Annotated in this window: 11 protein-coding genes; 7 read left to right on the top strand and 4 right to left on the bottom strand. The window is 70.7% G+C overall.

Annotation, left to right across the window (positions count from 1 at the left end):
* Positions 1 to 39: 39 nt before the first annotated feature.
* Complete coding sequence (locus SHK19_RS14240) at positions 40 to 675, bottom strand: response regulator transcription factor (RefSeq protein WP_322936615.1); 636 nt, start codon at positions 673 to 675, stop codon at positions 40 to 42.
* A complete protein-coding gene (locus tag SHK19_RS14235; RefSeq protein ID WP_322936614.1) occupies positions 564 to 1,793 on the bottom strand; it encodes a sensor histidine kinase in 1,230 nt (409 codons plus the stop codon). The genes SHK19_RS14240 and SHK19_RS14235 overlap by 112 nt, the downstream gene beginning before the upstream one ends.
* A 137-nt stretch (positions 1,794 to 1,930) precedes the next feature.
* Between SHK19_RS14235 and SHK19_RS14230 the strand changes: the two genes are divergently transcribed.
* The 5 genes from SHK19_RS14230 to SHK19_RS14210 all read left to right on the top strand — a co-directional run bounded on the left by SHK19_RS14230 (position 1,931) and on the right by SHK19_RS14210 (position 9,362).
* A complete protein-coding gene (locus SHK19_RS14230) occupies positions 1,931 to 4,126 on the top strand; it encodes an MMPL family transporter (RefSeq protein WP_322936613.1) in 2,196 nt (731 codons plus the stop codon).
* Between the two features lie 49 nt (positions 4,127 to 4,175).
* Complete coding sequence (locus SHK19_RS14225; protein WP_322936612.1) at positions 4,176 to 5,132, top strand: nucleoside hydrolase; 957 nt, start codon at positions 4,176 to 4,178, stop codon at positions 5,130 to 5,132.
* A 116-nt stretch (positions 5,133 to 5,248) separates the two neighbouring features.
* Complete coding sequence (rpsO, locus tag SHK19_RS14220; RefSeq protein WP_369075847.1) at positions 5,249 to 5,524, top strand: 30S ribosomal protein S15; 276 nt, start codon at positions 5,249 to 5,251, stop codon at positions 5,522 to 5,524.
* Positions 5,525 to 5,764: 240 nt separating this feature from the next.
* Complete coding sequence (locus SHK19_RS14215) at positions 5,765 to 7,987, top strand: polyribonucleotide nucleotidyltransferase (RefSeq protein ID WP_322936611.1); 2,223 nt, start codon at positions 5,765 to 5,767, stop codon at positions 7,985 to 7,987.
* Positions 7,988 to 7,994: 7 nt separating this feature from the next.
* Positions 7,995 to 9,362: a M16 family metallopeptidase gene (locus tag SHK19_RS14210; protein ID WP_322936610.1), complete on the top strand. Its 1,368-nt coding sequence runs from the start codon at positions 7,995 to 7,997 to the stop codon at positions 9,360 to 9,362.
* 138 nt (positions 9,363 to 9,500) lie between these two features.
* Here the strand turns inward: SHK19_RS14210 and SHK19_RS14205 are convergent, their stop codons facing one another.
* Complete coding sequence (locus tag SHK19_RS14205) at positions 9,501 to 10,019, bottom strand: class I SAM-dependent methyltransferase (RefSeq protein ID WP_322455633.1); 519 nt, start codon at positions 10,017 to 10,019, stop codon at positions 9,501 to 9,503.
* Between the two features lie 79 nt (positions 10,020 to 10,098).
* On the opposite strand from SHK19_RS14205, the gene dapB reads away from it, so the two are divergent.
* Both dapB and SHK19_RS14195 read left to right on the top strand, forming a co-directional pair.
* Positions 10,099 to 10,854: a 4-hydroxy-tetrahydrodipicolinate reductase gene (gene dapB, locus SHK19_RS14200; protein ID WP_322936609.1), complete on the top strand. Its 756-nt coding sequence runs from the start codon at positions 10,099 to 10,101 to the stop codon at positions 10,852 to 10,854.
* Between the two features lie 127 nt (positions 10,855 to 10,981).
* Entirely contained in the window at positions 10,982 to 12,625 is a 1,644-nt protein-coding gene (locus SHK19_RS14195) for a M4 family metallopeptidase (RefSeq protein ID WP_322936608.1), read from the top strand.
* Positions 12,626 to 12,803: 178 nt separating this feature from the next.
* Here SHK19_RS14195 and SHK19_RS14190 read toward each other — a convergent pair whose 3' ends face one another.
* On the bottom strand, positions 12,804 to 13,103 hold the full coding sequence (locus SHK19_RS14190) for a hypothetical protein (RefSeq protein WP_322936607.1): 300 nt from the start codon (positions 13,101 to 13,103) through the stop codon (positions 12,804 to 12,806).
* Positions 13,104 to 13,175: the final 72 nt, after the last annotated feature.

Here is a 13,175-nt window from a genome sequence, read left to right as displayed (position 1 = left end):
CGCTGCACGCCCGTCGGCGCCACTACTCCTCGGTGGCCGCTACAGGCGGAGCCAGGTCAGCACGGCACGCACGCGACGGTGGTCGTCGGTGCCGAGCGGCAGGTCGAGCTTGGTGAAGATGCTGTTGATGTGCTTGGCGACCGCCTTCTCGGTGACGATCAGCCGCTCGGCGATGGCCGCGTTGGAACGGCCCTCGGCCATCAGCGCCAGCACCTCGCGCTCGCGTGCGCTGAGCCGGTCGACCGGCTGCTGCCGGGCCATCACCGTCGCGACCACCTCAGGGTCGAGGACGGTGCCGCCCGCCACGACGCGCTGGAGCCCCTCGACGAACTCCGCGACGTCGGAAACCCGGTTCTTGAGCAGGTACCCCACCGAGCCCTCACCACTGGCGAGCAGCTCGCGGGCGTAGAGGTGCTCGACGTACTGCGAGAGGACCATGACCGGGAATCCCGGCCGCTGCTTGCGCACGGCGATCGCCGCCCGCAACCCCTCATCGGTCTGCATCGGCGGCAGCCGTACGTCGAGCACGGCGGCGTCGACGTCGGCGTCCGCCAGCGCCGCGTCTAGGTCTGCGGCGTTGGCGACGGCTGCGGCGACGGTGAATCCGTGGCCTTCGAGGAGCTGGGTGAGGCCGGCGCGGAGGAGGGCGTGGTCCTCGGCGAGGACAAGACGCACGGGACCTCCAGGGTGACGATCGTCGGCCCTCCGACCGGGCTCGAGACCATCATGGTGCCGTCGAAGGTGCGGAGTCGCCTCATTATCCCCGTCATCCCGGTGCCGCTGGTCGGGTCGGCGCCGCCGCGCCCGTCGTCCCCGACCTCCACCCGCAGCACGCCGTCGGCGTGCTCGACGCGGATCCACGCGTTCTCGGCGCCGGAGTGCTTCCCGACGTTGGCCAGGCACTCGGCCACCGCGAAGTACACGGCCGACTCGACGGGGGCCGACAGCCGACCGTCGAGCGACACGTCGATCCGGACCGGGACCGCCATGTCCAGTGCCAGCGCCTGGACGGCGCCGACGAGGCCGCGGTCGGCCAGCACCGGGGGATGGATGCCTCGCACGACCGAGCGCAGGTCGGCGAGCGCCGTGTCGGTGGTCTCGCGGGCGTCGGTGACCAGCCGGCGGGCGCCGTCGGGGTCGCGGTCGAACATCTCGTCGGCCATGCCGAGGCTCAAGGACAGCGCGACCAGGCGTGCCTGCGCGCCGTCGTGGAGGTCGCGCTCGAGCCGCCGCAGCTCCGCGGCCGAGTGGTCGACGGCGTCGGCGCGGGTCTCGGTCAGCTGCTCGACCCGGCGCTCGAGGCGCTCGGTGACGCCGGGGGAGAGCAGCCACCGGTCGGCGGCGGCGCGCAGCCGCATCAGCGGACCGACGGCGTAGTACCAGATCCAGAAGGTCACCACACCGAGCAGCAGCGCCACCACGATCAGGGAGACCACGAAGCCGAGGGTCATCGCGACCAGCATCCAGCCGAGGTCGCGCCAGGTCATCGGGTCGGTCGCCACCGCGCGGAGCCGATTGAGTACCGGGCGGCCCTTCAGCGGGACGTACGGCGCCGGCAGCGTCTGGCCGAGCACCGAGGCCGCCATCCGGCGGTGGCCGTTGGCCAGCCAGCGTGTCGACGGGATCGCGACCGCGAGGAGCAGCGCACCGACCCACACGATCATCAGCACCCCGCCGACCACCCACAACGCGAACAGCACGACCAGCGGCACGATCGACACGGCCTGCAGGGCAGCGAAGCCCGTGAGCCGGAGGCGGCTGGGGCGGTCGGGGAGCAGCGGGCGGTCGGACACGTCGCCATCCTCCCCGACGCCGGCCAGGGAATCGGTGGTGCAGGCACCACTTCTCACCCGGGTGTCAGCGCTCCTGCCGCGGGCGCCACCGATCGCGAGGCTGGAGCGGTCCCACAGAACTCGACCGAAGGATCGTCATGTCTCCCAACCCGTTGACCTCGGTGTCCATGCGCGCGGCGCGCTGGAGTGCCACCCACCCCTGGCGAGCGATCGGCGGCTGGCTCCTCCTCGTCGCGATCGCGGTCGGCCTCGCCGCCACGGTCTCGCCCCAGGAAGCCTCCGACGAGGACTACCGGCTCGGGGAGTCCGGCCGTGCCGACCGCTGGGTCCACGAGGCCGGCCTCGACGCGCCGGACTCCGAAGAGGTACTGGTGACCGCTGACGACGCAGCCGACGGGCCCCTGGACCAGTCCACGGCCGAGAAGGCCGGCGCCCGGCTGGTCGACGCCGTCGGCACGCTCGAGGGCGTCGACGGCGTGTCCGAGCCCCAGTGGAACCCGGACCGCACGGCGATGCTGATCTCGATCCAGCTCGCCCGGGACCACGACGACGCCGATCCGATCGTCGCCGCCGTCGCCGACGTGCGGTCGGACTTCCCGGACCTCGACGTCCGGCAGACCGGTGACCTCTCCCTCGACGACGCGATCGACGAGCGGGTTGCCGACGACCTCTCTTCGGCCGAGGGGATCAGCCTCCCCATCACGCTGGTGCTGATGCTGCTGGCGTTCGGTGCCCTCATCGCCGCCGGCATCCCCGTGCTGCTCGCCGCGACCAGCGTCGCGGTCACGATCGGGATCAGCGCGCCGCTCTCGCACCTGTTCCCCGCCGAACCCACGGTCACCAGCATGATCGTGCTGATCGGCATGGCCGTCGGCGTCGACTACTCCCTCTTCTACCTGAAGCGGGAGCGCGAGGAGCGCGCCCGCGGGCGCAGCACACGAGACGCCGTGGAGATCGCGGCGCAGACGTCCGGGCACTCGATCCTGGTGTCCGGCGGAGCGGTCATCTGCGCCATGGCGGGCCTGTTCCTGATGACCGACGTGACGTTCAACAGCCTCGCGATGGGATCGATCCTCGTCGTGGCGATCGCGGTCCTCGGCTCGATCACGGTGCTGCCCGCGCTGTTGGCGAAGCTCGGCCGCTGGGTCGACCGTCCGCGAGTGCCGCTGCTGTGGCGGCTCAACCGGCGACTGAGCGGTCGGCTGGGTGAGGGCGGCATCAGCCGTCGCGTCCTCGGCCCGGTGCTCCGGCACCCCGTCGTCGCCCTGATCGTCGGCGTTGCCGTCGTGGGTGCGCTCGCCGTACCGGCTCTCGGGATGAAGACGCACTCGGGCAACCTCGACACGCTGCCCGGCGACATCGCCGAGGTGCAGACGATCAAGGCCGTGATCGAGGAGTTCCCGTCCGAGGGTCCGGTGGCGCAGGTCGTCGTCCGGGCGCCGGCGGACGACCAGGCCGCGGTCGCGGCACAGCTCGACGACCTGGGTCGCCGGGCGGCCGCCAGCGGGATGTTCCGGGCGCCGAGCGCACCGGTCGAGAACTCCGACGACGGTCGTACGTCGGTCCTGGAGCTCGCCATGCCGTTCGAGGAGTCCGACGACGAGGTCGACGAGGCGCTCCTGATGCTGCGCGACCAGCTGGTGCCGGCGTCCGTCGACAGCTCCGGCGCCGAGGTGGCCGTGGGCGGGGGACCCGCCGAGTCCCTCGACGCGCAGGAGCGGATGTCCGACCGGCTGCCGCTGATCATCGCGTTCGTGCTCGTGCTGACCTTCCTGATGATGGTGTTCGCGTTCAAGAGCGTGCCGATCGCGCTGATCTCGACCGTGCTCAACCTCGCCTCGGTCGCGGTGGCGTTCGGCCTGATGACGCTGGTCTTCCAGCACGGCGTGGGGGAGTCGCTGCTCGACTTCACCAGCCCGGGCTTCGTCATCGACTGGATCCCGCTGTTCGTCCTCGTGGTCCTCGTCGGGCTGTCGATGGACTACCACGTGTTCGTGGTCAGCCGGATCCGCGAGCATGTCGAGCGCGGCCTGCCCGCGCGGCTGGCGGTGCAGCGGGGCGTGTCGGAGACGGCCGGCGTGATCACCAGTGCCGCCGCGGTGATGGTGTCGGTGTTCGCGATCTTCGCGACACTGAGCATGCTGGAGATGAAGATGATGGGCGTCGGCCTCTCGGCTGCCATCCTGCTCGACGCGACCCTGGTGCGCCTGGTGATCCTGCCGGCCGCGCTGGTCCTGCTCGGCGAGCGGGCCTGGTGGCCGCGCCGGCCGCGGCGCCCGCAGGGTTCGCCGGTGGTGGAGCCGGACCCGGCCCTCGCGGTCGCCGGGCGGTGACGGAGCACTGATTGGGCGCTGACTGAGTACTGACGAAGGGTGGAACGCGATGTCGGTCCCGGTGGTCCTCGACTGTGACACCGGGACCGACGACGCGGTCGCGATCATGGTCGCCGCCCTGCACCCGGGCCTCGAGCTGCTCGGCGTCACGACGGTGTGGGGCAACCACGACGTCCGCCACACCACCGACAACTCGCTGCGGGTGCTCGACCTGGTGGGCCGCGGGGGTGTCGGCGGGGTCGGCGTCCACCCCGGGTGGAACGGTCCGGTGCGGCCGCGGCTCGAGGAGCTGCCGACCGGACGGGCGGACCTGCCGGCCACCCTCCCGGTCCCCGCGTCGGCGACGGCGGCCCGCGGCCCCGCCGTCGAGTGGCTGGTCGAGACGCTGCGCGGCACGACGCGTCCGGTCACGGTCGTCCCGACCGGACCGCTGACCAACCTCGCCGCGGCCGTCGCCGCCGATCCCGGCATCGTCGAGGCGGTGGGCGGCCTGGTCGTCCTCGGCGGTACGCACCGGGAGAGCGGCGTCACGCCGTACGCCGAGCGCAACGTGTGGTGCGACCCGGAGGCCGCGCACGACGTACTCACCGCCGGTTTCCGGGACGTCCTCCTCGTCACCATGGATGCGACGTTCTCGGCGCCGCTCACCGCTGCGGACACCGCGCGGCTCCGGGCCGTCGGGACGGTCGCCGCGGCCACCGCCGCCGACTTCGTCGACGCCAGGATCGACTGGTACCGCCGGGACCCGGCGATGGCAGCCCTCGGCGCCGCGCCGCTGCACGACCCGCTGGCCGTCGCCTGCCTGCTCGACCCCGCGGTCGTGGAGGTCCGGGAAGCCTGGACCACGGTGGAGCGGACCGACCCGACGACCTACGGTGCCACCCGCTTCACCTTCGCCGGCGACGAGCCCGTCGGCGCGCCCGTCCGGGTCGCTCTGGGGGCCGACCACGACCGCTTCCTGGACCTGCTCGAGGAGGCGCTGGCGGCCGGTCCCCGGATTGGGTGATGTTCAGCACCGCTGTTAGCCTTGACCGGTTGCCGTTTGACGGCCGCGGATCCAGAGTGCCCCGGTGGACATGCCCGGGCGCGCCGCGCAACGAACCGGAAGGACCCCGAACAAGCATGGCTATTGGTACCGACGCGGAGACCAAGAAGAAGATCATCTCCGAGTACGCCACGACCGAGGGCGACACCGGTTCGCCGGAGGTGCAGGTCGCACTGCTGAGCCACCGGATCAGCCACCTGACCGATCACCTCAAGCAGCACAAGCACGACCACCACAGCCGCCGCGGGCTGCTGCTCCTCGTGGGCCAGCGCCGTCGGCTGCTCAACTACCTGAAGAAGACCGACATCGAGCGCTACCGCTCGATCGTGGAGCGCCTCGGCCTCCGCCGATGAATCGTTGCGAAGGGATCCACCGCACGGTGGGTCCCTTCGCTACATGCGGCAGGACCATCGCGGTCCGGCCCCTAACTGAACAAACAACCACAGGAGCGATCCGCGTCAACCACGGTCCCGATCCTCGGTAGTGGCAGTCAGGCCCCCTGATCAACCAGCAGGGTCCTGCATGCCTCGATCGAAGATCGGATCACAAGACGCGGCCGTCGCGGATCGCACCGCGAACGAGAGAGTCAAACGTTGACTGAACCCGTCATCTCCGCCGTAGAGACCGTTATCGACAACGGCAAGTTCGGCACCCGTACCGTCAAGTTCGAGACCGGGCTGCTCGCCCGTCAGGCCGCCGGTTCGGTGACCGCCTACCTCGACGACGACACCATGCTGCTGTCGGCGACCACCGCCGGCAAGCACCCGAAGGACCACTTCGACTTCTTCCCGCTGACGATCGACGTCGAGGAGCGGATGTACGCCGCGGGCCAGATCCCCGGCTCGTTCTTCCGCTCCGAGGGTCGCCCGGGCGAGGACGCGATCCTGACCTGCCGCCTCATCGACCGGCCGCTGCGCCCGACCTTCAAGAAGGGTCTGCGCAACGAGGTCCAGGTCGTCATCACCGTCCTGTCCCTCAACCCGGACGCTCCCTACGACGTGCTGGCGATCAACGCGGCCTCGCTGTCGACCCAGCTCTCCGGCCTGCCGTTCTCCGGTCCCGTCGGTGCCGTGCGGGTCGCGCTCATCGACGGCCAGTGGGTCGCGTTCCCGTCGCACAGCCAGCTCGAGGGCGCCGTCTTCGACATGGTCGTCGCCGGTCGCGTCACCGACTCCGGCGACGTCGCGATCATGATGGTCGAGGCGGAGGCCACCGAGTCGGCCTGGACCCTGGTCCAGGACGGCGTGCAGGCGCCCACCGAGGAGGTCGTCGCCGGCGGTCTCGACGCGTCCAAGCCGTTCATCAAGCAGCTGGTCGAGGCCCAGGCGGAGCTCGCCAAGGAGGCCTCGAAGCCGGTTCAGGAGTTCCCGGTCTTCCTCGACCACGAGGACGACGTCTTCAACGCCGTCGAGGCCGCGGTGAAGAGCGACCTCGCCGCCGCGATGAAGATCGCCGACAAGCAGGAGCGCAACGACCGCACCGACGAGCTCAAGGAGAGCGTGCTCACCCAGCTCGGCGAGCAGTTCGAGGGCCGCGAGAAGGAGATCGGCGCGGCGTTCCGCTCGGTCAACAAGCAGCTGGTGCGCGAGAGCATCCTGCGCGACAAGATCCGCATCGACGGCCGTGGCCTCGCCGACATCCGGCCGCTGAACGCCGAGGTCGACATCCTGCCGCGGGTGCACGGCTCGGCGCTCTTCGAGCGAGGCGAGACCCAGATCCTGGGCGTCACCACGCTCGACATGCTGAAGATGGAGCAGCAGCTCGACACGCTCTCCCCGGAGAAGCACCGCCGCTACATGCACAAGTACGTCTTCCCGCCGTTCTCGACCGGCGAGACCGGTCGCGTCGGCTCGCCGAAACGGCGTGAGGTCGGCCACGGCGCGCTCGCTCGCCGGGCTCTCCTCCCCGTGCTGCCGTCGCGTGAGGAGTTCCCCTACGCGATCCGCCAGCTGTCGGAGGCCATGGGCTCCAACGGCTCGACCTCGATGGGCTCGGTCTGCGCCTCGACCATGTCGCTGCTGCAGGCCGGTGTCCCGCTGAAGGCCGCCGTCGCCGGTATCGCGATGGGTCTGGTCTCCGGTGAGGTCGACGGTGAGACGCAGTACGTCGCGCTCACCGACATCCTCGGCGCCGAGGACGCGTTCGGCGACATGGACTTCAAGGTCGCCGGCACGCGCGAGTTCGTGACCGCCCTCCAGCTCGACACCAAGCTGGACGGCATCCCGGCCGAGGTCCTCGGGTCCGCGCTGACCCAGGCCAAGGACGCCCGGATCGCGATCCTCGACGTGATGGCGGAGGCCATCGACGAGCCCGAGGAGATGTCGGTCCACGCTCCGCGGATCATCACCATCCGGGTGCCGGTCGACAAGATCGGCGAGGTCATCGGGCCCAAGGGCAAGGTGATCAACCAGATCCAGGACGACACCGGCGCGACGCTGTCCATCGAGGACGACGGCACCGTCTACATCGGCGCGACCAACGGCGAGGCAGCCGAGGCGGCGAAGCAGGCCGTCAACGCGATCGCCAACCCGACCATGCCGGAGGTCGGCGAGCGCTACCTCGGCACCGTCGTCAAGACGACGAACTTCGGTGCGTTCGTCTCGCTGATGCCGGGCAAGGACGGCCTGCTGCACATCAGCAAGCTGCGTGACCTCGCCGGCGGCAAGCGGGTCGAGAGCGTCGAGGACGTCGTCTCGGTCGGCCAGAAGATCCAGGTCCAGATCGCCGAGATCGACGACCGCGGCAAGCTCTCGCTGGTCCCGGTGGTCGAGGAGGCGGCTCCGGCCGACGCCGAGGTCACCGAGGACGCGGAGTGACCCTTCAGTGAGTGAGTCCCTCACGACGGCCGGCCAGCGCACCGCTGGCCGGCCGTCGGCTCTCCCGAACAGCTCGGCGGGGCGTGCGTCGACCAGCACCCTCGCGACGGTGCGCGACGCCGCCGGTCACGTGACCTCGCGGATCCGGCGCACCACCCTGCCGTCCGGGCTGCGGATCGTCACCGAGCAGATGGCGGGCGCCCGGTCGGCGTCGATCGGCGTCTGGATCGGCGTCGGCTCGCGCGACGAGACCGCGACGACCCACGGGGCCTCTCACTTCCTCGAGCACCTGCTCTTCAAGGGCACCGACGAGCGGTCGGCGCTCGACATCTCGATCGCCCTCGACGCCGTCGGCGGTGAGTTCAACGCGTTCACCGCGAAGGAGTACACCTGCTTCCACGCGCGGGTCCTCGGCGAGGACCTGCCGCTCGCGGTCGACGTGCTCGGCGACATGATCACCGGCTCGCTCCTCGAGGCGCACGACGTCGACGCGGAGCGCGACGTCATCCTCGACGAGATCGCGATGCACGAGGACGACCCCGACGACGTCGTACAGAACCTGCTCGCCGAGCTGGCATGGGGGAGCGGGCCGCTCGGCCGCCCGATCGCGGGGACCACCGACTCGATCGAGGCGATGACGCGCGCGCAGATCCAGCGCTTCTACCGCAAGCACTACCGCCCCGAGAACATGGTGCTCTCGGTCGCCGGCGCGGTCGAGCACGCCGACGTCGTCAAGGCCGTCCGCCGCTCGTTCGGCCGGCACGGCTTCCTGGCGGGCACGGCCGAGCCGGTCGGCCCGCGCGCCAGCCGCCGGCACCCCCGGGTCAGCGGGCGCGAGGGCCGGATCTCCCGTCCGTTCGAGCAGGTCAACGTGGTGCTGGCCGCGGAGGGCGTCACCCGCGACGATGACCGCAGGTTCGCCCTCGGCGTCCTCAACACCGCCCTCGGGGGCGGTACGTCGAGCCGGCTCTTCCAGGAGGTGCGCGAGCACCGCGGCCTGGCCTACTCGGTCTACTCGTTCGCCAGTCACTACGCCGACTCCGGCCTCGTGGGCGTCGCCGTCGGGTGCCTGCCGGACCGGCTCGACGACGTGCTGGAGGTCGTCAGGGTCGAGCTCTCCCGCATCGCCGCCCACGGCATCACCGCCGAGGAGCTCGCCCGCGGCAAGGGCCAGCTGGTCGGGGGACTGGTGCTCGGGCTCGAGGACAGCGCATCGCGGATGATGCGCCTCGGCAAGGCCGAGCTCGTCTATGCCGACGTCCTCGGCATCGACGACGTGATGGCGCGGATCGACGCGGTCACCCTCGACGACGTCCGGGCCGTGGGCCGTGACGTGTTCGGGCGGCCCGAGCTGCTTGCCATCGTCGGCCCCTGACAGCCGAGAGCACACCTCGACCACGGGCGGCGGCGAGCGCAGCGAGCAATGCCGCAGTAGCCGACCCGGCGGATATTTCTCCCTCGCGAGCGAAGCGAGCCGCCTCAGAAATTTGCGCCGTGTCGGCGGGCGCGAGTTCTAACGTCTCCCTATGATCCCGACGACGGGCGGCTTGTCCGACGTCGCGATGTAGACGCGAAAGCCGCCCTCGGTGAGGGCCGCCGCGGTCTTGGAGATGATCTCGGGCACCTGATCGGGGCGGGTGGTGTCGAAGAACAGGTTGACCGAGCCGCCGGGGAGCACCCGCTCGTGCAGGAGCGCCACCTCGTCCTTGCAGTCGCGCACCCAGAACAGGTTGACGTCGAACGCGAAGACCTTGGTCAGCCGCTTGACCGGGACCCGCAGCGTGGCCAGGTCGATCTGGCGCACGGTCAGCTTGCCGGCCTCGATGTGCGCGGCGCACCGCTGCTTGGTCCGGTCCACTCCCGCTTCCGAGCGGTCGATGGCGAACATCCGCCCGCGCCCCTCGAGTCGGCGGCAGATCAGGTCCGCCGCCTGCCCGGATCCGCACCCGATCTCGAGCACGTGGTCCTGGGGCTGCACGTCGATGAAATCCACCGCCCACCGCAGCCGGGCCGGGATCGTCTGCACCGCCATGGGCCCAGCCTGCCAGAACACGCGCCCGGAGCGCGGGACCGACGGGCTGCCGAGATGCGCACGCACTAGGTTGGACGCCGTGGAGAGCAGTCAGATCCAGGTCGGTGTCCTGGGTGCCCGCGGCAAGGTGGGGTCCGCGGTGTGCACGGCGGTCGAGGACGCGCCCGACCTCGCACTCGCGGCCGCCGTCGACCACGACGACCCGATCGACCTGCTCGTGTCGTCGGGTGCCCAGGTGGTCGTGGACTTCACCCACCCGGACGTCGTCATGGACAACCTCGAGTTCTGCATCGACCACGGCATCCACGCGGTGGTCGGCACCACGGGGTTCGACCAGGGCCGGCTCGACGTCATCGACGGCTGGCTCGGCGACGCACCGACGACCGGTGTCCTGATCGCGCCGAACTTCTCGATCGGCGCGATCCTGATGATGCGGTTCGCTGCGCTGGCCGCGCCGTTCTACGAGTCGGTCGAGATCGTGGAGCTGCACCATCCCAACAAGGCGGACGCGCCGAGCGGCACCGCACGTCGTACGGCGGAGCTCGTGGCCGCCGCCCGGCGCGAGGCCGGCTGCCCACCGGTGCCCGACGCGACGTCGACCGCCCTCGACGGAGCCCGTGGTGCGGTGGTCGACGGGATCCACGTCCACGGCCTGCGGATCCGTGGCCTGGTGGCGCACCAGGAGGTGGTGCTCGGGGGCGTGGGGGAGACGCTGACCATCCGGCACGACTCGCTCGACCGGGTCTCGTTCACGCCGGGAGTCCTGACCGGCGTCCGTCAGATCGCAGATCGCCCCGGCCTCACGGTCGGGCTCGAGTCCTACCTGGACCTCTGAGTTGCAGGTTCCTGCGCTGCAGGAACCTGCACCGGCCCATTCCTGGCCGTGCCGGCACGCCGGTGGGACTCTCTGCTCGCCGGGCACGTCGTCCGTGCCCGCATCCGTCTGAGCAAGGAGCACAACCGTGTCGAACCTCGGGTCCCGATCTCGGTCCCAACTGGCTGCGGCGACTGCCGCGGCCGCTGCGTTGGCCACCCTCCTCCTCGGCCTCCCGCCCGGCGCCTCCAGCGCGCCGACGACGGCCGCCGCCAAGCCGGACGGCGACCGGGTCGCCGAGAAGGCCATCGCCTCACTGAAGGCGCACCCCCTCGTCGCTCGAGCGACACCCGGCCAGGAATACCGGGCCACGGCCACGATCCGCGACGCGAACGGCAGCACGCACGTGCGCGTGCAGCGGTCCTACCGCGGGCTGCCGGTCATCGGCGGTGACCTCGTGGTCCACCAGGGGCCGGACGCGGTGTGGGACGGGGTGAGCCAGACGCTGGACGCCCCGGTGCGCGTCTCGGTGCGCCCGGCTGTCAGCAAGGCGCGCGCCGAGCTCGCCGTCATCGCCACCGACCGGGTGACCCGGTCGATCCGCAAGCTCCGGGTGGACGGCAGCCCGCGGCTCGTTGTCGACGCCATCGCCGGCGCGCCCCGGCTCGCGTGGGAGTTCACGACCGGAGGCCGCCACGCCGACGGCACCCCCAGCCGGCTGCTGACCTACGTCGACGCCCGCACCGGCAACGTCATCCGGCGCGAGGAGCGGATCCAGACGACCGACGGTGAGGGCAGCTCGCTCTACAGCGGCACGGTCGACCTCGAGGTGACGCCGTCCGGGACGTCGTACCTCCTCAAGGACCCGACCCGTGGCGGCACCTACACGACCGACATGGGCAACAAGACCGACAGCCTGTTCTGCCAGCTGTTCGGGTCCGGGTGCAAGCCGGGCACGACCTTCAGCAGCACGGACACCTTCTTCGGCAACGGCTCGAACAGCAACCGGGAGACGGCGGGGGTCGACGCGCAGTACGGCACCAACGTGACCTGGGACTACTACCAGCAGGTCCACGGCCGCAACGGCATCTTCGGCAACGGCAGTGGGTCGTACAACCGGGTCCACTACGGCAACAACTACGCCAACGCGTTCTGGGACGGCACCAAGATGACGTACGGCGACGGCGACGGCGTCTCGTTCGGCCCGCTGGTGTCGCTCGACGTGGCCGGCCACGAGATGTCGCACGGCGTCACGGAGAACACCGCCGGGCTGACCTACTCCGGCGAGTCCGGCGGCATCAACGAGGCGACGTCCGACATCTTCGGCACCATGGTCGAGTTCTACGCCGCGAACGCCAACGACCCCGCCGACTACTACATCGGTGAGGAGTTCGACCTGGCCCAGCACGACGGGTTCCGGCGGATGGACAACCCGTCCCTCGACGGCAGCTCGCACTCCTGCTGGAGCACGAGCACCAAGAACGTCGACGTGCACTACTCGTCGGGCGTGGGCAACCACTTCTTCTACCTGCTCGCCGAGGGCTCCGGCCCGAAGGTGATCGGCGACAAGGCCCACAACTCGCCGACCTGCAACGGCTCGACGATCGGCGGCATCGGCCGCGCCGACGCCGAGCGGATCTGGTTCCGGGCGCTGACGGTCTACATGACTTCCGGCACCAACTACGCCGGAGCTCGCACCGCGACGCTCAACGCCGCCACCGACCTGTTCGGTGCCGGCAGCGCCCAGCGGGCCGCCGTGGCCGCAGCCTGGAGCGCCGTGAACGTGAACTGATCCTGGCGATCACCTGAAAGCTGCTGCGCCGCGCCCCTCCCCCAGAGGGCGCGGCGCAGCTCTTTGCGCGGGTCAGCTGCGGCGTGACCGAGGCGGGTTGAGCAGCGGGCGCGGGATGTGGAGCCATGATCCTGCGGCAGTCGTGTGACGAGCAACTGCTCGTCATTGCATGCGGGGCCTACTGCGTGACGAGTGTGGGCCGTTCGGCGATCCCGAGCGGCTGGCGGGCGAACGCGTTTGCAGCGTCTACCTCGTAGCAGAGGTTGCGGCTCGAGTCGCCAAGCGTGTCGTCGACGTACGACTGCACGTCTGCGACGCTGTTCGACTCCCACAGGCAGGTCGCACCCGACCCGTCCCGCGCCGGGTAGAACTGCAGCCCGGTTGTCCCGTGAGGGGCTTCCTCGTTCTTGATGAGCTTCTCGCCGCGGGAGAACGCGTCGGAGGGATTGAGGAATGTGTGCTGAACGACGACGTACATGGCCTGCTCCTTCTCTTGATCGGCTGTTGGACGTCACGACCGTACGAGCGGGCAGGGGCCCAGATCATCGAC

Origin of the sequence: Nocardioides bizhenqiangii, from assembly GCF_034661235.1 — a bacterium.
Taxonomy (GTDB): Bacteria; Actinomycetota; Actinomycetes; order Propionibacteriales; family Nocardioidaceae; genus Nocardioides; species Nocardioides bizhenqiangii.
This window is presented reverse-complemented; position numbering and strand designations above follow the sequence as displayed.

Coding starts and splice junctions, on each gene's coding strand:
- SHK19_RS14230 (WP_322936613.1), top strand. CDS start 1,931: ATGTCTCCCAACCCGTTGACCTCGGTGTCCATGCGCGCGGCGCGCTGG.
- SHK19_RS14225 (WP_322936612.1), top strand. CDS start 4,176: ATGTCGGTCCCGGTGGTCCTCGACTGTGACACCGGGACCGACGACGCG.
- rpsO (WP_369075847.1), top strand. CDS start 5,249: ATGGCTATTGGTACCGACGCGGAGACCAAGAAGAAGATCATCTCCGAG.
- SHK19_RS14205 (WP_322455633.1), bottom strand. CDS start 10,019: ATGGCGGTGCAGACGATCCCGGCCCGGCTGCGGTGGGCGGTGGATTTC.
- SHK19_RS14190 (WP_322936607.1), bottom strand. CDS start 13,103: ATGTACGTCGTCGTTCAGCACACATTCCTCAATCCCTCCGACGCGTTC.